The following is a 26,951-nucleotide window of genomic DNA, read 5'->3' on the forward strand; positions in this document are numbered from 1 at the left end:
CACAGGCAACCAAAATCTGTAAAGTTAGATGCAGAAGGCATTAACGTAGAACTATGAGCGACAACACCATTACATCACGTCTGTACCCTACCCGCATTGATATTCCCGCCGAAGCGCGAGTACAAATCGTGGTACTTCTCAACCAAACCTTGGCAGCTACTTCGGATCTAAAAACCCAAGCAAAGCAAGCGCACTGGAATGTAAAAGGAACTGACTTCTACCAGCTACACCTATTATTTGATGAACTTGCTGGGGAATTGGAAGGATACATCGATATGGTAGCTGAACGCGTTACAGCTTTAGGCGGATACGCTTTTGGAACAGCCCGCGCCGCAGCTAGTAATTCAATTTTGCCAGAATATCCCTTAGATATTTTGGATGGTAAAGACCATGTAACAGCCTTGTCAGATCGTTACGCATTTTATGCTAAACATCTCCGAGACGCGATCGATAAAACTGATGAATTAGGCGACCTCGATACTGCTGACCTTTACACCGAAATTTCCCGCACCATTGACAAACGACTCTGGTTCTTAGAAGCTCATCTGCAAGTAGCAGAAATTAAGGCAGAGAATGGCAAAGCGGCTACTACTAAAACTCAAAAGATACCTGCTGGTGTAAAGTAAGCACTTTTGAGAGACACTTAATTTACTAATAGGGTGCATTAGACTAAAGTTTAACGAACCCTATGATAACGGTATCTTAATGTGAGTTCTACAAAATTCTCTACCTATAACTAAAGTTCAAAAGTGTCTCTCTCCGACTCGGAGAGGGGCATTTTTATGTGGTAAAACTAGGCAGAGGTTATTAGACCTCTTGCACAAATGCAAAATTCGCCCTCATCCTCAACCCATTCTCCCCATATTGGGAGAAGGGGAGCTAAATTCAAAGTCCCTCTCCCACAGGGAGAGGGATTTAGGGTGAGGGCATTTATTCAGCGAATTAGACAGACATTATATAAGTCGTGGAATTCACGTTACCTCGATCGGATTTTTGAGAAGTATATAACACGCCCTAGCAGCTAATCTTGTTGTGCAAAAATTTAAATTGTAGTAATTTAGTTTTCCAAGATTGTATTTTCTTCAATTAAAAATATCTGTCAAATTTCACAGTATCTTTTTGGTAAGTACGCCACTTTTAAGTGCGTACTTTTCATTTTATGTGTATATACTTTACTATTTAAATAGTTACAAATTAGGTCTAATCAATCAGAAGTCTAAACTTTGAATTCTAAATTCTTCTAAAAACAATTAACAACGAGGTAAATTTATGTCTCAAAATACAATTACCCACTTAATTCACGATCGCAATGCCCGTGGTCACGCGAAAATGGGCTGGCTCGATAGTTATCACACATTTTCCTTCGGTAGTTTTTACGATCCCAACCGCATGGGATTTCGCTCTCTGCGGGTAATTAACGACGATCGCATTGCCCCTGGTGCTGGATTCCCTACCCACAGCCATCGTGACATGGAAATCCTCACATACGTCTTAGAAGGTGCTGTAGAGCATAAAGACAGCTTGGGTACTGGCTCAGTGATTCGCCCTGGTGATGCCCAGATTATGAGCGCTGGAACTGGAATCAGCCACAGTGAATTTAATCCCTCACCAACAGAACCACTACACTTACTACAAATCTGGATTCTTCCCGATCGAGAAGGGTTAGCACCAAGATATGAACAAAAGGCTTTTCCTCTAGAAGAAAAGCGCGGCAAACTTCGCTTAATCGCTGCTAAAGATGGGCGCGATGGTGCTGTGACAATTTACCAAGATGTTGATTTATACACATCTGTTTTAGAGTCAGGTGATGTTGTTAATTATCAAGTCAAACCCGGTCGTTATGCCTGGTTACAAATAGCCCAAGGCATAGTTAACTTAAATGGTGAAGAACTCAGAGCCGGTGATGGTGTACAAATCAACGGCGAAGAACAGCTAGAAATTAGCACCAACATCGGCGGCGAAATCTTGCTTTTCGATTTAGGCTAATATCGCAGCCAAAAGAGGGTTAGAAACCACGTCTAAACAAAACCTGCTTCTGCAGGTTATAACAAGGGGCTTAAGCCCCTTGTTTTGTCTTAGTCCGCGCAGACGGACTTTGCCTGTGTAAAATGAGACTGTTGGAATATATCCAAATCACGGCTATACTTTCTCATAAAACCACCAAAATACTTGGGGGCAATGGCCAAAAAGTTCTTAGTTTGGGAAAGATATATCAGACTTTAATAACTATTAGAGGTGGCTGTAATGCCGACGATTCATTTTGTGGATGGTGAAAAAGGCGGGGTAGGAAAATCTCTCTTTGCCAGGACAATGATTCAGTACTGTTTGGATAAGAGAATTCCATTTGTACCAGTGGAGACAGATAGATCGAATCCAGATGTAGCAGGGGTATATAAGGAGATATGTAAATATGCTGTGTTTAGTGAGAATGAACGACAGGCAAATAAGGCAGATAGAATATTTGAGTGGGCGATAGAGAAGCCAGTAATTGTGAATTTAGCCGCACAATCGCATAGAGCAGTACAAGGGTGGATTGAATCTAATCAATTACTTGAACTAGGAAGTTCGCAGGGAGTGATGTTTTGCAAATGGTTTGTATCTACAGGAGGATACGACAGCATCAACCTGTTTGCTCAGTCAGTGAATACCTACGGTGACAAAATCCCTCATATTCTGGTGAGGAATTTAGGGCTGTGTGATGATTGGGAGCATCTAGAGTCAGACTCCAACTATCAGAACATAGTAAATAAATATCAGATAAAAGTTATAGATTTTCCGAAGTTAGCATACAGAGAAAGAAACATAATTGACCAAAATCGCCTGACTTTTGCAGAGGCTAGAGAATATAAAGAATTTGGGATAATTGGAAAACAGAGAATAGTGAATTTTCTGAAGCTTGCTTATGGTGCTTTTGAGAAAGTAGGTATCTGGTATGAAAAAGTTGAGTAGTCATTAGTCATGAGTCATTGGTCATTGGTCATTGGTCATTGGTCATTAGTACCCATGACTTAGGACAAACTTTAGCAGGAGATTGGATGGGGGTGCGATGGCGTACCCAGCCGCCGTAGGCGATCGCTTTGCGAATTTGACTACAATTCTTAGAAAGAGTAGCAAAAACCTAAATGTCTAAAAAGTCCGATTCTCAGTTTCAAAATCTCTTTAGTTCACCCAAATCAACCAACTGGGACGAAAGATTAGCCCAAATAGCTTATCGCTTTAACCGAGAATATCAACGTGAAACCTTTGAACTCCCAGAAGAAGTACAAGCGATGCCGATATTCCGCGAGTGGATTTCTGGAAGTTTCTCAGGGAGAATTGCTTCCCCTTTCTGGGAAATTGCTAAACCTCAAAAAAACCAGCACTGTATAGATATTGGCTGTGGGATCAGCTTTTTAATCTATCCTTGGCGGGATTGGCAAGCGTTATTTTATGGGCAAGAAATCAGTAATGTGGCACGCGATACCCTTAATTCTCGTGGGCCACAGTTGAATTCTAAGCTGTTCAAAGGGGTTGAGTTGGGAGCAGCTCATCAGTTAAACTATCCATCAGAGCAATTTGATTTAGCGATCGCCACCGGATTTAGCTGCTATTTTCCCCTCGAATATTGGGATGCTGTACTAGCAGAAGTCAAGCGGGTATTAAAACCAGGTGGACATTTTGTGTTTGACGTTCTCAATCCAGAACAGCCTTTAGCAGAAGATTGGGCAGTTCTGGAAACTTATTTAGGGGCTGAGGTGTTTTTAGAGCCTTTGGCTAAGTGGGAAAAAACGATTAAGGCCGCTGGTGCTAAAGTCGCAACGCATAAATCAGGGGAATTATTCGAGGTGTATAAGGTGCGATTTTAAAAATCTTATTACTCAGGGATAAGTGGACTTGATGGATCTAAAGAAGTTGTAAAAACAAAATAGATTACCCCAGTTCCGAGAATCATCACAGCGAGACTGAACAGCAACACCCAACGGTCTGTTGGTTCGTAAGTATCTTCTTCGATATCACGACGCACAGCAAAATAATGTACTGTTGAGAGCCACACCGTGATTAAACCCACCAGCGAGAAGACTAAACCTAACTTCCAGCCGTTGCCAGGACGGGGTACTAAAGGTACATGGAAGGCACGCAAACGTACAATAACAACACCAAAACCTAAAAGAGCGATCCCTGTCCGCATCCAAGCGAGATAGGTACGCTCATTTGCTAAGTGATCTCGGATTCTGGACGGATTCAGTCGTCCTGGCTTTTTTTTATCTTTTTCTTCTTCTGTAGGTTTCAATTTTAACTGCATCAATAACACCCTTATCCCCAAAGCGGCTCTTATCAAAAAAATGCGAAGGTAGTAGAAAATCTCTTTCCAGATGACTTGCACCCAGCACAATAGTTGCGCTAATGAAATATGCCTGTTGTGATTGTACATTTTTTCCAAAATTTATTTTAATGCAGATATCAAAATAAAACAAGCCTAAAATTGAGGATAGATAAATTCAAAAAAAATAGCCAAGATCAGAGAGATGTTTCACCAGTGTTTGTCCTGTTTTTCTCTGATTTTGGCTGTTACCCTATTTAAATTCAGAACAATCATTCAAAAATAGACTATGCAGTTCTATTTCAAGACTGATTGCTAGGCGCATTAGGAACTCGTGTATTTATGAGATCCTGCGATATATCTGGGATAAACCAGTTAGCCTCTTTGCTGTTTAGAACTTTTACAGTCGGGACATTCAATTCAATCGCAGCAGTATCTGGATTCCTCTTAATTACCAATTGAGTTCCATCAAGGATCTTCAGAGCCGCCGCTCCTGTCAATTCTTCACCTTGCCCATTAGGACTAGAAGTGAAATTTGCTACCTGGACATCATTCGGTAGATAGATGCCATCACAATCCCAGTTATTTTTAGTGGACTGACCATCAGCTAGAAAATATAGACCATTCTCGTATACGGCATCTTCATCTTCTTCATCATTTGGTCTTTTACCGTATACCGCTATGGTATTACCTGTTTGGTTGTTGCACTGACCCCAATTGATTCCCGTCTCTAAAGCATATTTTTGCAGTGTTAATTCCTCGGTTCTCTTTTTAATTTCTTCTGGTGTCAGACCTTCAACTTGAGTTTGAGTATCTTTAGTCTGCGAGAGTTGCTTAAGTGCTTTAGTGACTTCGATGTAATCAGGGTTTTTGCTAAATTTTGGTCTATCAGCAAAAGAAGGTTGAGCAAAGGCTAGATTAGCGACAATCATTAAGACAATTAGCAGAGATTTCCAGATTTTCATGTTTTGATTCCTGTTGATGGGTAAGATATTTTCCAGTTTAGAATTCGTTTTGCTCAGAAAATTGATGATGCACTTCTTTATTAGACACTTAATTTTTCTTGTTCTTCACTCGACGGCTGAGTATTGAAACCTAAAATCAATGAGAATATATAACTAGAAACTACAGATAAAAGAGTCCAAGTAACATTTTCCGTGACAATAAACACGCCCAAACCAATCAAGATACAAGGGACAAAAGTGCTGCCATTTTCAGTTAAAAAGTTGGCGATCGCAGGCAAGTAGGTTAACTTATAAGCGGTATAACACCATACACCAACCAGGGTAAAGAATACACTTATAATCACCAGCAGACTATCGAATTCTGAATTGGCAAACAGGGGCACATAGATGCTGATATTGTCACTGCCGTTAGCAAAGGCGATCGCAGCAACATTGCAAGTTTGCGGAGAGACAAAACTTCTAACTATAGAGGGACAAGACGGCTCGGTTTCTTCTTCGGCTTCCTCTGGTGAATCCTCTTCGCGTTTTAGTAAACTGCTTACCCCAATGATTATTGGCATTAACCCAAGTAGTCTAATCCAGTCCTGCGGTATGATTAGTCCACCGAAGAAACCGGGAAGGCTAGCAACGATTAATGCTGCAAAACCGAGATACTGACCAGCAAGGATGTGACGACTGCGAAACGTTTTGCTTATTTGTGAAAAAAGTAACGTCAGTATGACAATATCATCGATGTTGGTGGCAGTGAATGCGGTAATCCCTGTGGTAATTGCAGTTACTAAATCGTTCATTTGTGGATGTCCTTATGTTCATGCTTGGGCATTGGGTATGGGGCATTGGGCATTGGGCAGAGGTGCAGAGGGAAAAAACTTACTGCAACTGCTCCACTGCTCTTTACTTGGCCCTTTGATTTTGTGCCTGCCGAAGCTTTGATTTATACTTTAGTCAAACTAACCGATAGAATCAAATGCTTTTATTTGTCAAAATGATAAATGAAAGTGATTAAAATTTTGACACCAAGTCTTAGGGATACGATAAATGGCAGGAATGACGCTTGAGCAGCTAAAAATATTTCTGGCTGTGGCGCAGAACTTACACTTTACTCGCGCAGCAGAGGAGCTTTATATTACACAACCTGCCGTCAGTGCAGCGATCCACAACCTAGAACAAGAATACGGAGTGAAACTATTCCATCGGATTGGTCGCCATATCGAGATTGCTGAAGCGGGTAAATTACTGCAAGTGGAAGCGCAGAAAATTCTCGATCAAGTTTCCTTGACAGAAAGGGGATTGCGAGAATTGAACAATCTGCAACGGGGTGAATTGAAATTAGGGTCGAGTCTGACAATTGGTAACTACTGGCTACCAAGTAAGATTAGTGAGTTTAAGAGCCAATATCCTGGTATCCAGATTGACTGTACCCTTGCCAATGCAGAAACGATTTGTGTTGGTACAGCGATGGGACAGTTTGATTTAGGTTTGGTGGAAGGTGATGTAAAGCCAGCGCTTCAGAATACTCTAGAGTACGAAATAGTGGCGAGCGATCGCTTGCAAATTGTGGTCGGTCAAAAACACCCTTGGTTTGAGTGGGGAGAAGTTGATTTAAGTCAACTAACCCAAACTCCTTGGGTGATGCGGGTGCGCGAATCTGGAACCCAGCAAAGGTTTGAGGAAGCGTTGCAAAATTGGGGCATCAATCTCAGCGAACTGAATGTAATTTTAGTGTTTACCAGTGGTGAGATGGCAAAAGCCGCGATTGAAAATGGCGTAGGCGCAACTGGAATTTCTGAGTTGATGGTAAAAAAAGAAATCCAGTTGGGGACTTTGCGGGCAATTCGAGTTATTGATAATAGAGAAGGTAACGGTGCGATGCCTACGGCGGGCTGCGCCTACGCAGAAATAGTTCGACCTTTTTTCAAAATCAAACACCGTCAGCGTTTTCAAACTGCTCTTTCCAAAGTCTTTGAACAAATGTTGATATCGTCTATGTTGGATAGTTCGCATCAACATTTATCAGTTATTTGAAGGAGATTGGGTATTGGGCATTGGGCATTGGGCATTGGGCATTGGGCATTGAGAATTGATCAATAATTAATAATTCTTCTTCCTCTGCTCTCTGCTCCCCTACTCCCTACACCTTCCGCATATTTCTACTGATCGGGTCAAAACCTCTAGAAAACCGCGTACTTTCATCATAGTAAGCACCAGTCAGATTAGCTCCATACAACTTGGCATAGTTGAGTTTTGCTCCTCGAAGATTTGCTTCATTCAGATTGGCACCGCTCAAATTAGCTCTGGTCAAATTCGCTTTGGCTAAATTAGTACTACTCAAATCTGCTCCCCAGAGTTTAGCTTTAGCTAAGTTAATTCCACTCAAGTCAGATCCCCATAAATTAATTCCAGGCAAATCGGCTCCAATCAGCTTGTCCCCACTCAAGTTGACGGCTGGAAAATATCTTTCTCCTGCGGCAAAACGCCTTTTTAAATCTTCAGCATTCATGCGTCACGTTGACCTTCTTTAGCAATACAGAAGTTATTTGTTCCCATTCTTGGCTTAGTTCTCCTGAAAATTCTGGCTGACCACTGCGTTGATACCAGAAATGGGCATTGTTCAAATCGCCTTCTTTGCGGTGCAGATAAGCATGAACCCAGGCACTATCAGCATCACTGGCATTTGCAACTATTTCATGAGCCTTGCTCCAATCACCTTTGTTGTCATACCACATTGCTTGCAGTCCTTTTGGTAGTGTCTGAGGACATAGACGCTGTTTTTCGATCAATCGCAGGAATTCCTCTGTATTCACGATCGCCACCTAACAAGAATCAAACTTCTATCTCTAAGATACTCTCAGCTTCAGGGGAGCAGGGGAGCAGGGGAGAAGTTGCAGTAAGTTTTTCCCCTCCGCCCCTCCGCCCGAATGCCCAATGCCCAATGCCCTTCATCTCTACTTAACTGGAATAACTTCAAACTGGAAAGTACCGATCAAACGGTTATCAATATAGACTTCTATTCTATGCTTACCAACCGGATCGCCAGGGGCGATTGTCCAAAAATTCTCAATTACACCTTCTGGAGCCGACTGTGTGCGCCGTGTTACAGATGTCTTGCCGTCTGCTGATATTGAGAAATCTTCACCATTATCTGTACCCCAAGTTTCTGGAGGTTTTGGTAAATACAAGACTTCACGCCATTTCACTTCACCTTGGTAGTTTTTGAGTTTAATCCGCCACCCGTAGATGTTTCCTTCCTGAAGTGGCACTCTTGTTGTCTGGAAAATAGTAACGTTTCCTTTGGAGTCAACTCTCTTCAGACCAAACTCGGTGTTACTGACAGTAATCTGTTTTGCATTCGTTGGCGTCGGAGATGATATAACATTTTCTACCAAAACAGAAGTAGCGTTGATTGGCTCAGAACCTATGACCCCAGATATTAGCCAAAAAGCAGCTAGCACAGCAGTAGTAGTCCAAATTCTCATTAGTATGGTTTTCCTGTCAGACTTTTGGTACTTATTCAAGTAATCTGCCATGTTTTCCGGGTCAAGGTTAGCGATGGTTAGACAAAGACGAAATTGCTTTGAGAAATTTGGCGGATTTAATCAACCCACTGGCTTTGGTCAACATCCAATTTAAAATCAGTAAATCATAGTCTTTGCAAAGGCAAACCATTGCGCCAACGTTTTTCCCTCTGCGTAGGCGTAGCCCGCCGTAGGCATCGCATCTACTGCATACCCATTCCTCACCGTCTTACTCTACAAGAGACTTCACGAACGGGATAGTGTGGCATGGATGTAGTATTCTAAATCCTGAATTCTGAATTCTGACTCCTTCTTTATCTCCTCCTTTTCTAATCACACTTTGTACATGAGATACCAAGTTGGCGGTAGCCTCCACAGCGACGATCCCACTTATGTTGTGCGTCAAGCTGACGAAAAACTTTATAACAGTCTGAAAGATGGTAATTTTTGCTACGTCTTCAACTCTCGCCAAATGGGTAAATCGTCCCTACTACAGCGAATAAGTCGTTGTCTCAAGTCAGAAGGCTATAAATGTGTTTACTTAGATGTGACGCAATTGGGTAGCGAGGATACCACATCAGCACAATGGTATAAAGGAATCATTGTCAGCATATTCTACGGGTTAAATCTGGCGGAACACGTCAACTTTAAGCAATGGTGGAATATGCAAACAGGTCTTTCTCCTATACAAAAACTACACCAGTTTGTTGAGGAAGTATTGCTGCCAAATGTCAAGAGCGATTGTGAAGGCGGCGGCGAAGCTAAAGGCATTTTCATTTTAATTGATGAAATTGATAGTTTGCTGAGTTTGAATTTTCCGGTCAATGACTTTTTTGCCTGGATTCGTCATTGCTACAATCAGCAGGCATACGATCCGAATTTTCAACGCCTGGGATTTGCATTGTTTGGAGTCGCCAGTCCATCTGACTTAATTGCTGACAAACGCCGGACACCTTTTAACATTGGGACAGCTATAGAGTTATACGGCTTTCGATTGCATGAAGCTAACCCATTGCTAAATGGGTTACAGGGAGCAATCAGCCAACCAGAAGTTGTGCTGCAAGAGGTGATCTATTGGACAGGGGGGCAACCGTTTCTAACTCAAAAACTCTGTCAATTAATTCTCCAAACTGCCTTAAATACATCAGAGCGGAAAATTATCCTATCCCCAAAAACTGAGGCGTATTGGGTAGAAGAATTGGTGCGATCGCACATTATCCAACACTGGGAATCACAAGATGAACCCGAACACCTCCGCACGATTCGCGATCGCCTACTTTTTAACCAACAACAAGCTGGACGGTTGTTAAGTCTTTATCAGCAGGTATTGCAAGCAGAGGAAATAGAGGACGCAAAGAATAAAAATACTAGCGACTCTTGGTATCCTCTACCTCCAATATCTCCCGTGCCTACCGATGATAGTCGAGAACAGACGGAGCTTTTACTATCGGGATTGGTGGAGAAACACAACGGCTATCTCAGAATTAAAAATCCCATCTACCGCAGTATTTTTAATGCTGAATGGGTATTAAAGCAGTTAGACAATCTGCGCCCTTATTCACAGCCATTCAATGCTTGGGTAGCATCGGGCTTTCAAGATGAGTCACGCCTGCTACGGGGTAATGCCTTACAAGAGGTCTTGGACTGGACTCAGCGTAAAAGTCTCAGCGATTTGGACTATCGATTTTTAGCAGCCAGCCAAGAACTGGAACGTCGGGAAGTCAAGCAAAAACTGGAAGTGGAACGACTCAAAGAAACTGAAGCGCGATTGGCGAGTGAACAAAAGAGCGCCCGCCTTCAGCGACGACTCCTGCTAGGGGTAAGTTTGGCTCTAGTAGCAGTTATTATCTTGGGGTTCACAACACTCTATGCCGCAGGGCAAGCATCGCTGAGTGAGGTATCGGCGGCATCTGCTTCCAATGGGAGTTTTAAATTCCAATCAACGCTTAGATGCACTGGTACAAGCAATCCGAGCCAGACAGAAATTTCAACGGCTCGATCTGCAAAATTTGGCAGATGCCAATGCCCTGGATCTCCAAACCTGCAAAGTATTAGAACAAGCTGTCTACGGTGCTGATGAATTCAATCACTTATCAGGGCATCAAGGGATTGTCTTAGGCGTTGATTTTAGCGCTGATGGTCAGTGGATTGTCTCATCTAGTATCGATCGCACAGTCAAGCTATGGAAGCGGGATGGAACACTGGTGAGAACGCTACCACATACTGCAACCATACATAGCCGTTCGCTTCAGCCCCGATAGTCGCCTGATAGTCGCTGCTGGCATTGATGGCGCTATCCGTCTTTGGACGATCGATGGTAAATTGTTGACCATTTTTAAAGGGCATAAATCTGCGGTGTGGCGAGTTGCCTTTAGCCCAGATGGACAAACGATCACTTCTGCCAGTGGCGATTTTAGCGTCAAGCTTTGGCAACTAGATGGTACTTTAATCAGAACTCTTAAACATGAGCGTGATGTGTGGGGAATTGCCTTCAGCCCTGATGGTAAAACCCTTGCCTCTGGGGGAGATGACCAACTTGTGATTCTGTGGGATCTAGAACAAATTCTCCATCTCAACCTGCTGAAATACAGTTGTGATTGGGTGCAGGATTATTTAAAGACTAATATAACAGTAGAAAAGAGCGATCGCTCTATTTGCAATTACAGTCTTTTTCTTTTTCATTGATTTGAACTATTATCCCTTGTTGGGGCGGCTGCAAAACAATACCTTTATTAAGTGATTTTTTGGTCAAACTCCGCTACACTGTTCGCAGCGTCACAAGTGGGCGGATGGCACTAAAAACAGTAAAGGCGAAGCGACCAGATATTATTCTTTTAGATATCAAGATGCCAGAAATGGATGGCTATCAAGTTTGTAGAACTCTGAAAGCAGATGAAGTTCTACGCACCATTCCGGTTATTTTTATTAGTGCTTTAGATGATGTTTTCGATAAAGTGATAGCCTTTGAGTCAGGGGGCATAGATTACATCACCAAACCCTTTCAGATGGAAGAAGTTGTAGCGCGCCTAGAAAATCAATTAACCATTCAACGTCAGCAAAGGCTTCTAGAACAAGAAAATATTAAGCGTAAGGAAACAGAAGAGATACTGTATCAGTCCAGGGCAATGCTAGCCAGTATTTTGAATAGTTCACTAGATGGTATTGCCGCTATGCAAGCTGTTCGCAACCCTACAACCGGGTACATTGAGGATTTTCGTTGTTTAGTTGTGAACTCTGTCATTGCTAGAGCCTTCGGAAGCAAATGTGAAGAGATGATTGGCAAATTAGTACTCAAAAAACTCTTAGCCCATCTAGAACCAGAACTCTTTAATCACTTTGTTAATCTTGTTGAAACGGGGGAAGCTTTAAAACGGGATTTTTACCATCCATTAGGCAATTCTTGCTGGTATCACTTTGTTGCAGTCAAACTAGATGATGGTTTTGCTATTACCATACGCGACATTACTGGACGTAAACAAATTGAATTGGCTCTCCAAGATGCCAATCAGAAACTAGAACAACTGGCAAATTTAGATGGCTTGACTCAGGTGGCTAACCGTCGTTGCTTTGATGCACGACTAAAAGCAGAATGGAAACGCCTTGCACGAGAACAACAACCCCTGTCACTGATTATGTTTGACGTTGATAAATTCAAACTTTACAACGATTACTATGGTCATCTTGCAGGCGATGATTGTCTAATGAGGATAGCGCAAAGAGTTCAACAGACAATTTATCGTCCTGCCGATTTAGTGGCGCGTTATGGTGGAGAAGAATTTTTGGTACTCTTGCCTAATACTGACTTAACGGGAGCGATTAAAGTAGCCCAAAGTATTCAGCAAGCAATTCATGCTCTGGCTATTCCTCATGTACAGTCTGATGTCAAGAATATCATCACCGTTAGTTTAGGAATTACCTCTCGCATACCCATTTGGAATATCAAGCCAGATACACTCATTGCCTCAGCAGATAAAGCACTGTACCATGCCAAACAAAATGGGCGCGATCGCTATTCTAATGATTGAAACATTTTTTATGGCCATACCTTCATTCCCGCCATTACTACATCAGTAACAATCACATCCGAGGCTTTTTTATACAATTATACTAAGCTACAAGCACGTTGCAACGCTTGCTGAAGTAAAGATTGATATTCTTTATCCCCAACCCGATAAGCGCCAAACCTTTCCAAATGGGGATTCATCATTTGGGCATCAAAAAATACAAATTCCCTCTGACGCAATCTTTCTACCAACTTGACCATCGCCACCTTTGAACCTTCGGGAATGCGGTAAAACATCGACTCGCCAATAAAAGCCCCACCAATCACAATCCCTAAAATTCCCCCAGCTAATTCGTCACCCTGCCAAGTTTCAAAACTGTAAGCGTAACCCTTCTGGTAAAGTAGCCAGTAAATCTTTTCCAATTCCGGTGAAATCCAAGTTGTCTCTCTGTCAGCACAGCCAGCGACTACAGCTTGGAAGTCCCGATTAATCGCCACAGTAAACCGTTCTTGATTCAGAACGCGCTGTAAAGACTTGGGGTAGCGAAACCGCTCATCCAAAGGAATAAAAGTCCGATCGCGACTTCCGTACCAACTCAAGCGATCGCGTTCATCAGCCATGAGAAAATAGCCTTGGGCATAGCCCTCAACAATAGCGGCGATATCATATTGCATAAATAAATATAAAAAAACACTCTTAGAAACGCAATTTGATGCTAAGAGTCAACCTCAGCGTTCCTCTGCGTTTCCCTCCGCGTCCCTCTGCGTTAAAAAAAATGACTCAACCAATTCCACCCATCACCCTACCACCGCCCGAAAACCCCCTACTCGAAGGTGAATGGTTACGAGAACGCTTACAACGGTGGCTAGATACAGAATTTATCCCCGAAGCAGTCAACCAAAATATTGCCCAACGAGCCGCACAGATTTTTGTGCGTCAACGGATGGAAGGAGAAAATGACCTTGGTTCTCTGGTAATTGCCATTGTCACAGAGATGCAGTCCTATGATTTTTCCAATAGCTTCTACGGAGAGTTTGCGATCGCCAACGCCGTCAGCGATCTACTCTTAGAAAGTCTGGGAATTGATAAGTGTTGTGGTCAATAATATTTTGTCATTAGTCCTTTGTTATTTACCAATGACTAATGACTAATGACTCTTGACTACCAACTAGACTTAACAACTCCAGGTAAAAGGCCTTCATGCGCCCATTCTCGCAGTACGTTCCGAGACAACCCAAAATCGCGGTAAACACCTCTAGAACGACCAGTCAACCAGCAACGGTTGCGGTGACGGGTAGGCGCACTATTCCGGGGTAGCTGTTGAATCTTCCGGTGGATTTCTAGCTTATCCAAAGGAGATGCTGCACTTCTGAACTCTTCCAAAAGAGCTTCCCGCTTGTCAGCATACTTTTCTATCAACCTAGTGCGCTTTTTCTCGCGCTCAATCATGCTCTTTTTAGCCATATATTCTCTAACTTATTTAAAGACACCGTTTTCCATTCTACAGTCTCTCCATCAATTCTGGGGTTACTTGTGTCGCTTATCCGACAACCACTGGCTTATTTGCACCAGGACATAAATCAGCAAGCTCACAAGCAATGCAGACGGGAGAGCGTGCTTTACAAATAGCACGACCGTGATAAATCAGCCGAATTGACCAATTTTCCCAATCAGGCTGAGGCAATAAACCCATTAAATCTTGCTCAATCCGAACCGGGTCTTTTGCTTCAGTTAAACCCAAACGTTCGGTGAGGCGCTTAACGTGAGTATCTACTGTCACGCCAACATTAATACCATAAGCATGAGCCAGAACGACATTTGCTGTCTTGCGCGCCACACCAGGAAGCTTTAATAATTGCTCCATTTGGTTGGGGACAACAGAGTTAAACTCAGTGACAATCATCCGACAGGCGGCTTGAATGTTCTTGGCTTTATTGCGATAAAACCCAGTTGAACGCACCAAACTTTCTAATTCTACCAAGTCAGCGATCGCTAAACTCTCAGCATCAGGAAACTTACCAAATAAAGCTGGTGTCACCTTATTCACTCGCTCATCAGTACACTGAGCAGAGAGAATCGTTGCCACCAACAATTGTACTGGCGTTGAGTAGTTCAAAGAGCAAGTAGCATCTGGATAAAGACGCTTCAGACGAGCTAAAATTTCTATTGCCCGTTGCTTTTTAGATAACGATTTGCGGGTAATGCTCACTGGAACAATTTTTGTACCCACTCCAATTGGCTAGTTAATTGGGTAGTTTCTTTGACTATCAGAAAAATTCCTAAGCCTAAGAGTAATACCAAACCAGTTTGCATTACACCTTCTTGAATCCGGGACGGTACAGGCTTACCGCGCAAGCCTTCAATCAGCAGAAAAGCCAGTTGTCCGCCATCCAAGGCTGGCAAAGGCAAAATATTGATAATAGCCAAATTAATGCTGATAATTGCCGCAAAAGACAACAGATTTACACTATTGTCCTCAGCTAATTTCGCACCTATTTTGACGATATTAACTGGCCCAGAAACTTGTCCAGCAGTTTGTTGAAAATTGGTAATCAACTGTCCAAAACCGCTCAGTGTCCCAACAAATAATTGTTGAAACCTGTTAGCAGCAAGACCGAAAATTTCAAAAGGACTATTCGGACGGCGATAAACTGCTGTAGCATTTGGACTAAGTGCCACACCAACTACACCTTTGCCATCGGCTCCTAGCTTTGGTGTTAATTTCAGGGTTTGTTCTTGATTTTCGCGCAGAATTTTCAGTTCTATTTGCTGATTGGGATGAGTTTGAATTTCTTTTGTCAGCAAAGGAGTTGATTTATCAGAAGCCGGGAGTTCTTGACCATTAACAGCCAGAATAATATCTCCTTCCCGAATTCCTGCTTGATAGGCAACAGATTCTTGATTAACAGGCTGTACAATCACACCAGCTTGATAGTTTAATTCTTTGGGAATACCAACGATACCCAATTGCAGAACCAGCACCAAATAGGCAAATATTAAATTTGCGATCACTCCGGCACTGATGACAATCGCCCGGTCTAAAACTGGACGGTTACGCAGCAGATTTGGGTCATTGGGTGGAACATCGCTATCGGGGTCATCATCAGGAAAGCCCACAAAACCGCCCAAAGGAAAGGCGCGGACAGCATATTCGGTTTGTGAACCTTGGTACTTCAAAAGAACTGGGCCAAAACCCAAAGAAAAACGGTTAACGAGAATGCCTTGAGAACGTGCTGCAACAAAATGCCCCAACTCGTGTACCAAGATCAAAACAGCCAAGACTGCGATCGCTGCTAAAACTGACATAGAGTAAATTTAGTGAAGATATTAAGCTATAGTTATCTCCATTCTAATTGGGCATTGGGCATTGGGCATTGGTAAAAGACTAAGGACAAATTACAAAAGTTCACGCCCAAAATAAGGTTGCAGGACTTCTGGTATCCTCACCGTCCCATCAGATTGTTGATAATTCTCCAAAATTGCTGCCATCGTCCTTCCCACCGCCAAACCCGAACCATTCAGAGTGTGTACGAACTGAGTGCCTTTCTTCCCCGCCTCTTTAAAGCGAATATCAGCCCGTCGCGCCTGGAAATCTATAGTATTGGAACAGCTAGAAATTTCGCGGTATTTGCCAGAAGAGGGCAACCAAACCTCTAAATCATAAGTTTTGGTAGAGGCAAATCCCAAATCTCCAGTACTTAAATTTACTACTCTGTATGGCAACTTCAACGCCTGTAAAATTGCTTCTGCATTCCCTACCAATTTCTCCAGTTCATCAAAAGACGTACTAGGTTCGACAAATTTCACCATTTCCACCTTGTTGAACTGATGCAGGCGAATTAATCCCCGCATATCACGCCCATAGCTACCAGCTTCGCGGCGAAAACAGGGAGTATAAGCACAGTGGTAAATAGGCAAATCCTCAGCAGCGAGAATTTCACCCCGGTAGAGATTTGTAACTGGAACTTCAGCTGTCGGAATCAGCCATAAATCATCATCAGCGCATTTAAAGCTTTCTTCTGCAAACTTGGGTAACTGACCGGTCGCCGTCAAAGACTCAGTATTAACTAACAGCGGTGGACTGACTTCCACATATCCAGCCTGAGTATGGAGACTCAGCATAAATTGAATTAATGCCCTCTCCAATGCCGCACCAGCGCCCATCAATGTCACAAATCGACTTTGGGCAACTTTTACAGCTCGTTCAACATTGAGAATACCCAGCTTTTCGCCAATTTCCCAGTGAGGGAGAATATTCGGATTTTGGGGAATGTACTCATCACCCCAACGGCGCACTTCTACGTTATCTTCCTCATTCTTTCCAAGGGGTGTAGAGTCGCTTGGCAAGTTGGGAAGTGCCAACACAAGTTGAGCAATTTCGGCTTTGAGGTCTTTTTCTTGGGGTTCCAGTTGACTCAACGTCACTTTTACAGAGTTACCTTCATCCCGCAAAGCTTGAATTTCTGGGTCTTGAGGATTGATCCCAGATTTAATCTTCTGACCGACAATTTTACCAATTTCGTTGCTACGGGCTTGGAGTTGACTACGCGTCCCCTCAAGTTCCCGTTGTTGCCGATCTAACAGTAATATCGGTTCTATGTCGTATTTACCACTACGACTATTCAATCGTTCTTGAACTAATTGCGGATTTTCCCGTATTTGCTTGATATCCAGCACAGATTTTTCTCAGTTTTTAGCCTATTATCTACCTGCCAACACATCAGCATATACTGATTTTGGCTTCGTGTGAGCAGAAAAGCAAGCATTTCAATTTTTCTAGCCCTGGCAAGATTGGCAGGGCTAGAAAAATTGAAAATCCAAAATTTGGGATTAATCTTCTGATTTTCTAGACTCCTGAGTGTTTGCAGGTGAGGGTAGCCAGTAGGCAAGTACACCTGATAAATCACTCCAGTACACTGCCTGATTTTGGCTATTATCGCGTTCCATAAAGATTAGGGAACTACATAATCCAATCATCAATGTGCTAAAAAGTACTTGTATACCAAACTTCCAAATTTCTAGTTTTTTCATAGTGTAAGACCTCTAATAAAGATTAATTCACCCTGATAACGGTTCTAATATCACTCTTTAGATGGGTGCTAATATAACTGGTATTATTATCCACACTCTAATTTAATAATTTCGGAAAACTTCAATCAACATATTTGAATTATTGCTACCGCTGAAAAAGAGGAGAAAAGAAGTCAAAGAAATTGCTAATTTTTGACTATTACCTTTTCTTCTGACCAAAACAGAAAAGGATACAAGCCCCTAAATTTATTTATAGACAAGAAAAAAGATTTATTTCGAGATACGAAGCATGAGAAATAATTTATCCTTATTTCAAGCCCCTAAATTTATTTATGGGGATAATAATTTTGAATTTTGAATTTTGAATTTTGAATTCCCTGAAGGGGTTGACTCCCTTTTTTAAGGTCGGTTAATGCGATTGAGTAACCAAAGTGACGCCACCAGCCCTGCAAAGTGGGCTGAGACGGTGTTGGTGTTTGCCTGTACTACAAGCATATCTAGACCGCTAATAATTCGGGTAGGGTCAAAAAATTGGGTAGTTATCGCTTGTGGAGATATGGATCGCGCTACCAGTGTGCCAACGATCGCTTGCGCCCCCAAAAGGGTCACTAGAGTTCCTCCTAAATTCACCCACACACCTAAGCGTAATACTTGCACAGTCTCGCTTTTGCGAGGGCGGTTGCTGGGATTGGAGGATTCCAATTGCTTGCCAATTCTCGTGTAACGGTAAGCTAAATAAATCCCCCCACCTAAAACAACCAGTCCACAAATTGCTAAAAATACACCAAAGCCAGTCCCAGGATTATTACTAGGACTGCCAGTTCTTTGATTAAAGATGGCGAACAGTAGCACAATTATGCTAGAAACAACGCCTAGTACTAGCTGAATCCAGAAGCTAATCCAACCTGTAAGGCGAAAAGTTTGGGCAATTGCCCTAAGAGTTGAGGAAGATGATGGGGCATCGGGAGTTTGTGACATAGCGATCGCTAATATGCTGGGTGCTTGATAAAAGAAGACGAGGATGAGAGGACGAAAGAATGCGAGGACACGGAGAGTTCTTTCCCTACCTCTCCCCTCTCCTGTCTTCTTTCCCCTAGTATGTAGCGCCTTCTTTGATCAATTTACTATTACACTTGCCAAATAAGACAAGAAATTCTGCGATCGAGGAAATCAGAAATGGTTACTGCTTAAGTATGTCTACTGACGTAGCAGCTTGATCCCAGATATATCCCTTCGCTGAAGATTTGAGAATTTACATTGGGAAAATCACTGTAAAACAAAGTGTTTATTAAGTTTTACAGACAAAATAGCATTTTACCTGTAAAATTTCTTCGATGGCATTTTATTGCTTAAGCAGTTCTAAGCAGCTCAGCATCAGTTAACACCAAGATAGTGACTCTCTCACTGTCTGTTCGCTCCTCACCACACCGTATCGAGCTTGAGTGAGGGTACATTGTTTTGTGCCCTTAAAACTCGCAAACTCGCCCCACAACTTCACAGGCGTGGGTAATTGTTTGATGTTTACGCAATGGATATCTAGTCTAAGTAGCTCTATATGTATTACTCGCGTAGTAGTAGCACTGTATACTGGCTACAAGGATTGTAGACTTTACCCTAAGACATTTTTTTAGCCATTCACTAACCATGAAACTTGAGGATATATATCAATTTTTTGAGAATCCTCCGCCAACTTACCTTTGTCAGGAACTAGCAGTTTGTTACATACTGTCTGTTTTATTACAAGGTGAATCCTACGGAACCGAGTTGATCGAGCAATTAGAAACTGAGTATCCCGTCTATCGGCTTTCAGATACCGTACTTTACAGTGCAATTAAATTTCTGGAAGACCAAAGTGCAATCACTGGATATTGGAAGAAACTCGAAGGACGGGGACGCCCCAGGCGGATGTACCAAGTTTCTCCTGAATGGCAAGTTCAAGCTCAGGATTTAGCTTTTCTTTGGCAACACTACATCAACGGGAGTAAAAAGTAACGAATCATTGATAATGAATAAGTCTCCTCCAGTCAAACACTAACAATTAGTTATGGATACTGCTATTCTGCCTTCTACGTTCCTGCTAACCTTGTTGTTATCGGTTGGGCTGTTTTTCTTTATTCGTGCCTCGACTAAAGACCGCACAGAAATGGCTCAACTAGTATCTGAGCAAGATGAAGCTATTTTAATGTCTCAATTAAAAGAGTATTTTCGATCGCGGTCTTACCGAGTTGCAGCCGTAAACCGAGAACAAAATCAGGTAACTTTTGAAGGTAATGTTCGCCCCAGTTGGTTCTTAGCTATATTTCTAACTTTACTGGCAGCGACTGGGATTGTTTGTCTATCTCTGGTTACATCCCTGCTTTTTCCTAGCCTCAGTACCCTTGTTCTGGCGATGGTACTGCTGTCGCCTTTAAGTGGTCTATTTTATTGGAAAAAATCTGGAAGACTTGAGAAGGTGTCGCTCAAAGTAGAAACAACTCAGAGCGAACAAACCTCCTCAAGTAAGATAACTGTAGTCGCCCATCGAGATGAACTCAGTGAGTTGCAGAGGACTCTACAGCTCAAGCCTGGGAAATAATTTTTGATTTTTGCGACCATCTCTTAACTATGATATGCAGACTTCTGACCTGACCTACTCTTTAGGTAATGGAAAGTAGGAAGGAGAAAATCAAGATTGCTGCTTTGTCAGTTTTCCCCACGACTTTGGTCGTGGGGAAAAAATTTAAATTCATTAACTTAAATTCATTGACAGAGCAGACTTTAACCATCTACGGCATAAGAGCGCAACTTCACTAGCACTTTTAGACACGCTTGGCTCTATACCCAGTTCCTTTTTGCATGATCAAATTAGTATCAACCCATGCAATCTAGCGTGGTTTGAAACAGGTTCACTTTCCAACTACCTGGACTAGATTTACTGGCAAATCAGCTACAAACTAAAAAAAAATTAAATTTTGCATAAACTTAGCAATTTTGCCAGTTAATAATAGTCAGGAGCCACATTCAATGCCCAAGATGACCATCTATGGTTCACCGACTAGCTAAAGCAAGAGGTTCTTGACCTGGTGAAGGTTCTAACACCCTCAAACTAGGAAACAAGAAATGATTTTCCTCTACGTATTGAGCACCAAACAGTCCCTTTTCTGCCCAGAAATAACGATCTGTAGTGTGTTCATTTCGCTTTACAAGTAGCAACGCTGGTGGCAAAATCCCTTCAGCTTGAATGAATCTTCTAGCTGCTGTTACAGGCTTTTCTTCGCCACTTTCGATGCTATATTGAGGCACGTGCTCCAAAATGCGCCGTCCTTCCTGACGACGACGACTCTTCCTTTTGCGTCTCCTTGCCAATCTATTGTCCTCCTCTTTCAAGCTATAGATTGTAGTGATAGCTACAAAATCCGTCGTCATTATATAGGTTCTAGTTCAGAATATCAATAGTTTTTAACCTTTTAATATAAGAAAGTTAATATCTTTGAAACATAGAGAAAATAAAATCACCTAAGAATATAATCTCCTAGTACAAACCATCTCTAAGAAAATTTTAGTTAAGCTTTATTAAATGAATGAGGTAAAAATTAAGTATCCTCTCTTACATCATGCCTCAAAATCTATAATCTTGAGCAAGAGCTAAAAAATGTTAATGTCTGCCAGTTCCGATTTTCTTGCTCTGTGTCGAGAGCAAATAGCGCTACTAACCCAAGGGCTGGGAGCAACTTTAAGTATTGTGTACCTAACACAAGAATTGGTAGATACTCCGTCCGGCGATGCCAAACTGATTCCTGTGGTGATTTACCCGGAAACAACATTATTGCCGCCAGGAGAGGAAACTATTGAAGCGACGGCATACAAGCAACTTCAACTTGGAAATGCGTTTATATTACCCAATCATCAGGGAAGGTTATTGACAGCAGGTTCAGAATCTCCAACTTCGTCACGGGAGTCTGAGATACCAGATGCGTCTCAACCCGATCTCAAAGAGGAATACCTACTTAGTGGCAACCAAATTGTTTTACCTCTGATTTATGAGGGTGTGATGATGGGGTTACTAGTGACAGGTAGGAAAGACCGGGTATGGAATGAACACGAACAAAGTCAGATTCAACGGATAGCCCAAACATTAGCGATCGCTTGTATTTTAGATCAGCGGCGAGCATGGTTTGAGCAACAGTTGCGTGAGCAACAAATTCTTCAAGAAAAACAGCGGGATTTGCTGGATAACCTATTGCATCAGTTTCGTAACCCATTAACGGCGTTACGGACTTTTGGCAAACTGCTATTAAAACGACTACGACCAGCAGACACTAACCGGGATGTGGCAAATAGTATTGTCAGAGAAAGCGATCGCCTTAAAGAATTACTGCAACAATTTGAACAAGTAATTGACTTGACACAGGCAGATTTAGCACCACTACATCTACCAGAAGATGAAGTATTTGTAGAAGCAACTATCCAAAAAGACGCTAAACCGCCGCTATTATTACCGGGAACGGGAGATAAAGCAGTTGACTGCTCGTTAGCAGATATATTAGAACCATTATTAATATCAGCCAAAGCGATCGCCCAAGAGCGAAAGCTAAAATTAATAACAGAAATTCAACAGAATTCATCCCTAGTACGTGCCAATGTCAAAGCATTACGAGAGGTGTTAACTAACATTATTGATAATGCTTTGAAATACACTCCCACTGGTGGCAAAATTTTGATTCAGGCGGGGCAAGAAAAAGCTCATTTTCAGGGAATAGTTATTAGTGATAACGGACCTGGCATTCCACCCCAGGATTTAGAACATCTTGGAGAACGACATTATCGGGGTGTACAAGCGCAAACAGAAATCCCCGGCACAGGTTTGGGGTTAGCGATCGCTAAACAATTAATAGAGCAAATGCAGGGCGAAATCGAGGTTTTCAGCCCTGCAATCAACTCTAAATTCACTTCACCCAACGCACCGGGAACTACGTTTATTATTTGGTTGCCGGAAGTTCAAAATTAGTCATTTGTCATTTGTCATTTGTCATTTGTCCTTTGTAAAGACTAATGGCTAATCACTGAAGTAGAGAGTTGGTCATTTGTCCTTTGTAAATACTAATGACCAATGACTAATGACTATCTTAGTGAAACCAACAAATTTTGATTGATTGTCATTTGTAAATCGGTATTTGGGTCAATGGCGATTAAGTCAACACTATTCTTGCCGAAGAACAGACCAACCAATGCACCGATACCAGCACCACCCAAGACTTCTTCTGTGGCAATGGCGCGATCGCCAGTGACAGCAGATACCGCAGTTGCTGCACCTGCGCCCAATACAGTATTCTTGATAATTGAACCAAGACTAGTACCCTTATTGACGGTTTCAGTTTTGGTAATCACGCCAGAAGTAGCGTTCAGCTGATACTCTTGACCACTGGGTAAAACCAGTTTCTCGGCAACGAATTGAGAACCACCCGTAGCAGGTTTGAGTTGACCAATAACCTGACTACCAGCAGGAATCACTACAGATCCATCTTGCGTAACCACGTTTTGAGATACTGTTAATGTCAAGGGCGATGTTTCATCCTTTGTTACCAGAATTTTTTCTGCCTTGTCATACTTCACAGCAATAGCAGTCCCTTGGGGAATTGTGACTGATGCAGATGTTGGAGTAGTAGATCCGACAGCCACAACATAGGGTGAGTTAATTGCTGAGGCTTGATTAGAACTAACCAATGCTTGGTAGATAAAAGCTGCTACCTGAGCGCGAGTGGCGGTTGCAGTTGGATTTAGTAACTTCACGTTCGGATAGTTGACCACAATTTGCTTTTGGGTTGCCGCTGCGATCGGGCTACGGGCATAGCTAGCGATGTTAGAGGCATCGTTGAAGTATTTCAGAGTGCTTTCAGTATTACCGCTAGGACTATATTTCAGACCGTTAGCGAGGGCAACCAAAACCTGTTCGCGGGGAATAGCTTGATTAGGCTCAAAGCGATTTCCAGGATAACCAGACAAAAAACCAATGGTATAAGCTTGCTGAATCGCACTGGATGCCCAATAGTTGCTAGGCACATCAGCAAAACTGATTGGCTGCCGTTGCTGTGCTTTTTGGAAAGCTTTGTTGACCATCGCGGCAAATTGAGCGCGTGTCACCGGTTCTTCTGGGCGGAAGCTACCATCAGGAAATCCGGCAATTACACCTCGCTGTGACAATTGTTGAATAAATTGTGCTGCCCAATAGTTAGATGAAACATCAGAAAAAGTAGTTTGAGCTAAAGATGGCGAAGCTGTAATGAAAGGCGCTACAGTACCGACTGTGACGCTCAAAGCCATAAGTGCAGCTGTTCTAGATTGCCAACAATTTAAAGTAAACATTAATTTTTAACTCCAGTCACAATTAGTTTTTTACTGTTAATTAATTAGACATTTACTGAAGCATGAGGTTCCCAATTTTTAGGTTTTTTGTAAAAACCATTACCTTAGTTATATAGTCATGGTCAAAAAATCTCTGTCAAACGAAGTAGGCAAGTAGGCGAGAATGAAACAAAGTAGATTAAGTAATGTAAAAATTTTAAGATTATTTTATCACAAGGGCTTCAGTTCTCTCTTCTCTACAAGAGACTGCGCCGAAAAGACGCTACGCGAACAAGTAAGGGCTAAATTTCTCTCTGCAAACCTTCGATTATTTACGCATATTTACTTATAGACTATAAATAGTCTAATCACCGTATTATCTCTTGGCACAATTAAATGAGTATTTCAAGAAATATGGATACTGAGTCAGACGATACAGAGTATAGAATAGTTGCTTAAAAATAGAAGTTTTAAGTGTAAAAATGAAGACGATCGCACACTCTAGTTAAAGTGGCGATCGCCTCTATTGAATAACTATTTAAATCAAGAGATTCTAATTGTGACTGATACAGGTGTTGAAGTAGTAGACCCGACAACTACTATATATGGCGAATTAATTGCTAAGTTTTAACACGACATAGGGTGAGTTAATTGCTGAGGCTTGATTAGAACTAACCAATGCTTGGTAGATAAAAGCTGCTACCTGAGCGCGAGTGGCGGTTGCAGTTGGATTTAGTAACTTCACGTTCGGATAGTTGACCACAATTTGCTTTTGGGTTGCCGCTGCGATCGGGCTACGGGCATAGCTAGCGATGTTAGAGGCATCGTTGAAGTATTTCAGAGTGCTTTCAGTATTACCGCTAGGACTATATTTCAGACCGTTAGCGAGGGCAACCAAAACCTGTTCGCGGGGAATAGCTTGATTAGGCTCAAAGCGATTTCCAGGATAACCAGACAAAAAACCAATGGTATAAGCTTGCTGAATCGCACTGGATGCCCAATAGTTGCTAGGCACATCAGCAAAACTGATTGGCTGCCGTTGCTGTGCTTTTTGGAAAGCTTTGTTGACCATCGCGGCAAATTGAGCGCGTGTCACCGGTTCTTCTGGGCGGAAGCTACCATCAGGAAATCCGGCAATTACACCTCGCTGTGACAATTGTTGAATAAATTGTGCTGCCCAATAGTTAGATGAAACATCAGAAAAAGCAGTTTGAGCTAAAGATAGCGGGGAGCATCCCACTTTGATGAGTTTGTCTTGCAAAGGATAATTCACTGGATCGCAAACAAAATCTGCTGACTTAGCCTCTATAGATGTCCGCGTTGGCGGATTTTGTTTCTCTAGCGATTTCCAATTCTCAGAGATTTTTTCGAGAGTGGGATGCTTACTTAAAAACTGTGAGTCTGCAACAATATCGTGAGTCCCCTTGACACTTATCTTAGAACTATTCAGATAAATATTGTAATCATAAACAACGTTTGCATTTTTAGTGTTATTGTTAATATTTTTTCCAGGAAAAGCATAGAGAATGTTCCTTAAAATTCTGACATCGGATGAGGTATGAGCAAATATTTGCCCACCATTAAGTTCTGGACTCTGATTATTCAAAAAAGCTGTGTTATTTACAATATCAACATGCTCACTTAAAAATGCATGAATTCCTGAACCACCATTATTAAATGCAAGATTGTTTTTAACTAAAGTACGTCCTTTATATGCACCCAATTTTGAGTTTTCATCATTTCTTGTACTATCGATAATAATGCCATTGCCGTCTGTGATATTTCCAACTGCAATCCAAGGGATGTACATGCGATTGTTGTAGGTCTTGTTGTTGGTAACAAACATCTTATATCCCTGGTTGTTGTCAGAATTCCAATTACTCAACATTGAAATGCCACTGCAACCATAAACGCTGTACCAGGCATTATTAAATACCACATTATTATCTATTGTCACATAGTCCGCTTGAATCGCTGAAATACCTGCTCCTCCACAGTCATGTACTTTGTTGTTCAGAATACGGATGTGATGAACATGACCATTCGTTCGACCATCAACGTTGATGCAGTTTCCATTCGTCAGTGGGTTTTGTTTGTTAGTCTTCTCACTCATCGCGTAATCAAGGGTGATATTGGCATTGTTTCCTATAACCTCTAGCCCGTTGATCTCGATATATGAAGCTTTATTTGAAATTGTGATACCATTCCATGTATTGTGCTGAATTTTTGGGAAATGCCCAGGATATGCTTTATACCTAATCCATGCATTTGCAGTCCCAGAACGTTTAATACTTACTACACTCCCAGCTTTGTCTGTATTTGTGTATACTCCGTTCATAATCAGTACTGTATCGCCAGGGTTCGTAAGGTCTGCTGCCTTTTGAATTGTTTTAAAGGCGGATGAAGTAGAAAGTCCGCTATTATTGTCGTTTCCAGTACCACTAACATAGTATGTTTTCGGTGTTGAATTGGCGCTGATTAGCTCACGGCTAGATAGGCTCACTTCCTTGTTAGTGGATGCCTGACGGACGTTTTCAACTAAAGATACTTTTATATTGTCTCCCGGAACCAAAAGACTTAATAATACGGGAATTGCAAGATATGTGCTTAAATTTAAACCTTGAATTACCACAAGAAAAAGCTCCTTGATCGCCACTACTTAACAAAAGTATCAGGATATTCCATGATTTTGAATACTCTTTTAGATACAGAATACAATAGAGGCAACTTTTAAATAAGTATTACAATCAATATCGATATTAGACTCATCCTTAATATAAATAACATGGGATAATAAAAAGCTGGAGTAAAAATT

Annotated in this window: 27 protein-coding genes and 2 pseudogenes; 13 read left to right on the top strand and 16 right to left on the bottom strand. The window is 41.9% G+C overall.

Annotated elements, in window-relative coordinates:
- The first annotated feature begins 53 nt into the window (after positions 1-53).
- The 4 genes from dps to HWQ42_RS24695 all read left to right on the top strand — a co-directional run bounded on the left by dps (position 54) and on the right by HWQ42_RS24695 (position 3,845).
- Complete coding sequence (gene dps, locus HWQ42_RS24680) at positions 54-626, top strand: DNA starvation/stationary phase protection protein Dps (protein WP_292730449.1); 573 nt, start codon at positions 54-56, stop codon at positions 624-626.
- 643 nt (positions 627-1,269) lie between these two features.
- Positions 1,270-1,986 (top strand): pirin family protein, encoded by a 717-nt coding sequence (locus HWQ42_RS24685; RefSeq protein ID WP_292816895.1) that lies wholly within the window; start codon positions 1,270-1,272, stop codon positions 1,984-1,986.
- A 276-nt stretch (positions 1,987-2,262) separates the two neighbouring features.
- A complete protein-coding gene (locus HWQ42_RS24690) occupies positions 2,263-2,949 on the top strand; it encodes a mobilization protein (RefSeq protein WP_292816896.1) in 687 nt (228 codons plus the stop codon).
- 173 nt (positions 2,950-3,122) lie between these two features.
- Positions 3,123-3,845, top strand: coding sequence for a class I SAM-dependent methyltransferase (locus tag HWQ42_RS24695; protein WP_292816897.1), 723 nt, complete (start codon positions 3,123-3,125; stop codon positions 3,843-3,845).
- A gap of 8 nt (positions 3,846-3,853) precedes the next feature.
- On the opposite strand, the gene HWQ42_RS24700 is transcribed toward HWQ42_RS24695, so the two are convergent.
- The 3 genes from HWQ42_RS24700 to HWQ42_RS24710 all read right to left on the bottom strand — a co-directional run bounded on the left by HWQ42_RS24700 (position 3,854) and on the right by HWQ42_RS24710 (position 6,056).
- Complete coding sequence (locus HWQ42_RS24700) at positions 3,854-4,282, bottom strand: DUF202 domain-containing protein (RefSeq protein ID WP_292816898.1); 429 nt, start codon at positions 4,280-4,282, stop codon at positions 3,854-3,856.
- A 320-nt stretch (positions 4,283-4,602) separates the two neighbouring features.
- Positions 4,603-5,265: a hypothetical protein gene (locus HWQ42_RS24705; protein WP_292816899.1), complete on the bottom strand. Its 663-nt coding sequence runs from the start codon at positions 5,263-5,265 to the stop codon at positions 4,603-4,605.
- Between the two features lie 80 nt (positions 5,266-5,345).
- Complete coding sequence (locus HWQ42_RS24710; RefSeq protein ID WP_292816900.1) at positions 5,346-6,056, bottom strand: cadmium resistance transporter; 711 nt, start codon at positions 6,054-6,056, stop codon at positions 5,346-5,348.
- Positions 6,057-6,303: 247 nt separating this feature from the next.
- Here HWQ42_RS24710 and HWQ42_RS24715 point away from each other — a divergent pair, with 247 nt between their 5' ends.
- Positions 6,304-7,290, top strand: coding sequence for a LysR substrate-binding domain-containing protein (locus tag HWQ42_RS24715; RefSeq protein WP_292730468.1), 987 nt, complete (start codon positions 6,304-6,306; stop codon positions 7,288-7,290).
- Positions 7,291-7,396: 106 nt separating this feature from the next.
- On the opposite strand, the gene HWQ42_RS24720 is transcribed toward HWQ42_RS24715, so the two are convergent.
- The 3 genes from HWQ42_RS24720 to HWQ42_RS24730 all read right to left on the bottom strand — a co-directional run bounded on the left by HWQ42_RS24720 (position 7,397) and on the right by HWQ42_RS24730 (position 8,741).
- On the bottom strand, positions 7,397-7,765 hold the full coding sequence (locus tag HWQ42_RS24720; RefSeq protein ID WP_292816901.1) for a pentapeptide repeat-containing protein: 369 nt from the start codon (positions 7,763-7,765) through the stop codon (positions 7,397-7,399).
- Positions 7,755-8,069: a hypothetical protein gene (locus tag HWQ42_RS24725; RefSeq protein WP_292730474.1), complete on the bottom strand. Its 315-nt coding sequence runs from the start codon at positions 8,067-8,069 to the stop codon at positions 7,755-7,757. The genes HWQ42_RS24720 and HWQ42_RS24725 overlap by 11 nt, the downstream gene beginning before the upstream one ends.
- A gap of 141 nt (positions 8,070-8,210) precedes the next feature.
- The gene (locus tag HWQ42_RS24730; RefSeq protein ID WP_292816902.1) at positions 8,211-8,741 is read right to left on the bottom strand and encodes a hypothetical protein; all 531 of its coding nucleotides are present in this window, start codon (positions 8,739-8,741) and stop codon (positions 8,211-8,213) included.
- 385 nt (positions 8,742-9,126) lie between these two features.
- On the opposite strand from HWQ42_RS24730, the gene HWQ42_RS24735 reads away from it, so the two are divergent.
- The 4 genes and pseudogenes from HWQ42_RS24735 to HWQ42_RS24750 all read left to right on the top strand — a co-directional run.
- Positions 9,127-10,857, top strand: a complete 1,731-nt coding sequence (locus tag HWQ42_RS24735; RefSeq protein ID WP_292816903.1) for an AAA-like domain-containing protein — start codon at positions 9,127-9,129, stop codon at positions 10,855-10,857.
- Complete coding sequence (locus HWQ42_RS24740) at positions 10,790-11,041, top strand: hypothetical protein (protein ID WP_292816904.1); 252 nt, start codon at positions 10,790-10,792, stop codon at positions 11,039-11,041. Before HWQ42_RS24735 ends, HWQ42_RS24740 begins: the two co-directional genes overlap by 68 nt.
- A 7-nt stretch (positions 11,042-11,048) precedes the next feature.
- Complete coding sequence (locus HWQ42_RS24745) at positions 11,049-11,465, top strand: hypothetical protein (RefSeq protein ID WP_292816916.1); 417 nt, start codon at positions 11,049-11,051, stop codon at positions 11,463-11,465.
- A 44-nt stretch (positions 11,466-11,509) separates the two neighbouring features.
- Positions 11,510-12,805, top strand: a pseudogene (locus tag HWQ42_RS24750) (diguanylate cyclase); the annotation flags it as partial.
- A 77-nt stretch (positions 12,806-12,882) separates the two neighbouring features.
- Here the strand turns inward: HWQ42_RS24750 and aat are convergent.
- On the bottom strand, positions 12,883-13,458 hold the full coding sequence (gene aat, locus HWQ42_RS24755) for a leucyl/phenylalanyl-tRNA--protein transferase (protein ID WP_292816905.1): 576 nt from the start codon (positions 13,456-13,458) through the stop codon (positions 12,883-12,885).
- A gap of 101 nt (positions 13,459-13,559) precedes the next feature.
- On the opposite strand from aat, the gene HWQ42_RS24760 reads away from it, so the two are divergent.
- Positions 13,560-13,889 (top strand): hypothetical protein, encoded by a 330-nt coding sequence (locus HWQ42_RS24760; protein WP_012410384.1) that lies wholly within the window; start codon positions 13,560-13,562, stop codon positions 13,887-13,889.
- Between the two features lie 56 nt (positions 13,890-13,945).
- Here the strand turns inward: HWQ42_RS24760 and rpsN are convergent, their stop codons facing one another.
- From rpsN to HWQ42_RS24790, 6 genes are all read right to left on the bottom strand, one after another.
- Positions 13,946-14,248, bottom strand: coding sequence for a 30S ribosomal protein S14 (gene rpsN, locus HWQ42_RS24765; protein WP_012410383.1), 303 nt, complete (start codon positions 14,246-14,248; stop codon positions 13,946-13,948).
- A gap of 76 nt (positions 14,249-14,324) precedes the next feature.
- Entirely contained in the window at positions 14,325-15,014 is a 690-nt protein-coding gene (gene nth, locus HWQ42_RS24770) for an endonuclease III (protein WP_292816906.1), read from the bottom strand.
- A complete protein-coding gene (rseP, locus tag HWQ42_RS24775; RefSeq protein ID WP_292816907.1) occupies positions 14,990-16,090 on the bottom strand; it encodes an RIP metalloprotease RseP in 1,101 nt (366 codons plus the stop codon). The genes nth and rseP overlap by 25 nt, the downstream gene beginning before the upstream one ends.
- 90 nt (positions 16,091-16,180) lie before the next feature.
- A complete protein-coding gene (serS, locus tag HWQ42_RS24780; RefSeq protein WP_292816908.1) occupies positions 16,181-17,461 on the bottom strand; it encodes a serine--tRNA ligase in 1,281 nt (426 codons plus the stop codon).
- Between the two features lie 153 nt (positions 17,462-17,614).
- The gene (locus HWQ42_RS24785; protein WP_292816909.1) at positions 17,615-17,815 is read right to left on the bottom strand and encodes a hypothetical protein; all 201 of its coding nucleotides are present in this window, start codon (positions 17,813-17,815) and stop codon (positions 17,615-17,617) included.
- A 399-nt stretch (positions 17,816-18,214) separates the two neighbouring features.
- The gene (locus HWQ42_RS24790; protein ID WP_292730500.1) at positions 18,215-18,793 is read right to left on the bottom strand and encodes a DUF3611 family protein; all 579 of its coding nucleotides are present in this window, start codon (positions 18,791-18,793) and stop codon (positions 18,215-18,217) included.
- Between the two features lie 666 nt (positions 18,794-19,459).
- Between HWQ42_RS24790 and HWQ42_RS24795 the strand changes: the two genes are divergently transcribed.
- Together HWQ42_RS24795 and HWQ42_RS24800 are read left to right on the top strand one after the other, a co-directional pair.
- Positions 19,460-19,807, top strand: a complete 348-nt coding sequence (locus tag HWQ42_RS24795) for a PadR family transcriptional regulator (protein WP_292816910.1) — start codon at positions 19,460-19,462, stop codon at positions 19,805-19,807.
- Between the two features lie 52 nt (positions 19,808-19,859).
- Positions 19,860-20,390 carry a cofactor assembly of complex C subunit B gene (locus tag HWQ42_RS24800; RefSeq protein ID WP_292816911.1) on the top strand — a complete coding sequence of 177 codons (531 nt, stop codon included), beginning with the start codon at positions 19,860-19,862 and terminating at the stop codon, positions 20,388-20,390.
- A gap of 452 nt (positions 20,391-20,842) precedes the next feature.
- Here HWQ42_RS24800 and HWQ42_RS24805 read toward each other — a convergent pair whose 3' ends face one another.
- Positions 20,843-21,160 carry a DUF3155 domain-containing protein gene (locus tag HWQ42_RS24805; RefSeq protein ID WP_041566316.1) on the bottom strand — a complete coding sequence of 106 codons (318 nt, stop codon included), beginning with the start codon at positions 21,158-21,160 and terminating at the stop codon, positions 20,843-20,845.
- Positions 21,161-21,446: 286 nt separating this feature from the next.
- Here HWQ42_RS24805 and HWQ42_RS24810 point away from each other — a divergent pair, with 286 nt between their 5' ends.
- Positions 21,447-22,802 carry an ATP-binding protein gene (locus HWQ42_RS24810; protein WP_292816912.1) on the top strand — a complete coding sequence of 452 codons (1,356 nt, stop codon included), beginning with the start codon at positions 21,447-21,449 and terminating at the stop codon, positions 22,800-22,802.
- Positions 22,803-22,915: 113 nt separating this feature from the next.
- Here HWQ42_RS24810 and HWQ42_RS24815 read toward each other — a convergent pair whose 3' ends face one another.
- Both HWQ42_RS24815 and HWQ42_RS35615 read right to left on the bottom strand, forming a co-directional pair.
- Entirely contained in the window at positions 22,916-24,157 is a 1,242-nt protein-coding gene (locus HWQ42_RS24815; protein ID WP_292816913.1) for an S-layer homology domain-containing protein, read from the bottom strand.
- Between the two features lie 610 nt (positions 24,158-24,767).
- A pseudogene (locus tag HWQ42_RS35615) lies at positions 24,768-25,382 on the bottom strand (S-layer homology domain-containing protein); the annotation flags it as partial.
- Positions 25,383-26,951: the final 1,569 nt, after the last annotated feature.

Source organism: Nostoc sp. JL23 (assembly GCF_017115065.1).
GTDB lineage: Bacteria > Cyanobacteriota > Cyanobacteriia > Cyanobacteriales > Nostocaceae > Nostoc > Nostoc punctiforme_A.

Bases quoted from the DNA above. Each gene is read 5' to 3' on its own strand.
- dps (WP_292730449.1), top strand. From the start codon at position 54: ATGAGCGACAACACCATTACATCACGTCTGTACCCTACCCGCATTGAT.
- HWQ42_RS24685 (WP_292816895.1), top strand. From the start codon at position 1,270: ATGTCTCAAAATACAATTACCCACTTAATTCACGATCGCAATGCCCGT.
- HWQ42_RS24695 (WP_292816897.1), top strand. From the start codon at position 3,123: ATGTCTAAAAAGTCCGATTCTCAGTTTCAAAATCTCTTTAGTTCACCC.
- HWQ42_RS24700 (WP_292816898.1), bottom strand. From the start codon at position 4,282: ATGCAGTTAAAATTGAAACCTACAGAAGAAGAAAAAGATAAAAAAAAG.
- HWQ42_RS24705 (WP_292816899.1), bottom strand. From the start codon at position 5,265: ATGAAAATCTGGAAATCTCTGCTAATTGTCTTAATGATTGTCGCTAAT.
- HWQ42_RS24710 (WP_292816900.1), bottom strand. From the start codon at position 6,056: ATGAACGATTTAGTAACTGCAATTACCACAGGGATTACCGCATTCACT.
- HWQ42_RS24715 (WP_292730468.1), top strand. From the start codon at position 6,304: ATGGCAGGAATGACGCTTGAGCAGCTAAAAATATTTCTGGCTGTGGCG.
- HWQ42_RS24720 (WP_292816901.1), bottom strand. From the start codon at position 7,765: ATGAATGCTGAAGATTTAAAAAGGCGTTTTGCCGCAGGAGAAAGATAT.
- HWQ42_RS24730 (WP_292816902.1), bottom strand. From the start codon at position 8,741: ATGAGAATTTGGACTACTACTGCTGTGCTAGCTGCTTTTTGGCTAATA.
- HWQ42_RS24735 (WP_292816903.1), top strand. From the start codon at position 9,127: ATGAGATACCAAGTTGGCGGTAGCCTCCACAGCGACGATCCCACTTAT.
- aat (WP_292816905.1), bottom strand. From the start codon at position 13,458: ATGCAATATGATATCGCCGCTATTGTTGAGGGCTATGCCCAAGGCTAT.
- HWQ42_RS24760 (WP_012410384.1), top strand. From the start codon at position 13,560: ATGACTCAACCAATTCCACCCATCACCCTACCACCGCCCGAAAACCCC.
- rpsN (WP_012410383.1), bottom strand. From the start codon at position 14,248: ATGGCTAAAAAGAGCATGATTGAGCGCGAGAAAAAGCGCACTAGGTTG.
- rseP (WP_292816907.1), bottom strand. From the start codon at position 16,090: ATGTCAGTTTTAGCAGCGATCGCAGTCTTGGCTGTTTTGATCTTGGTA.
- HWQ42_RS24785 (WP_292816909.1), bottom strand. From the start codon at position 17,815: ATGAAAAAACTAGAAATTTGGAAGTTTGGTATACAAGTACTTTTTAGC.
- HWQ42_RS24790 (WP_292730500.1), bottom strand. From the start codon at position 18,793: ATGTCACAAACTCCCGATGCCCCATCATCTTCCTCAACTCTTAGGGCA.
- HWQ42_RS24795 (WP_292816910.1), top strand. From the start codon at position 19,460: ATGAAACTTGAGGATATATATCAATTTTTTGAGAATCCTCCGCCAACT.
- HWQ42_RS24800 (WP_292816911.1), top strand. From the start codon at position 19,860: ATGGATACTGCTATTCTGCCTTCTACGTTCCTGCTAACCTTGTTGTTA.
- HWQ42_RS24810 (WP_292816912.1), top strand. From the start codon at position 21,447: ATGTTAATGTCTGCCAGTTCCGATTTTCTTGCTCTGTGTCGAGAGCAA.
- HWQ42_RS24815 (WP_292816913.1), bottom strand. From the start codon at position 24,157: ATGTTTACTTTAAATTGTTGGCAATCTAGAACAGCTGCACTTATGGCT.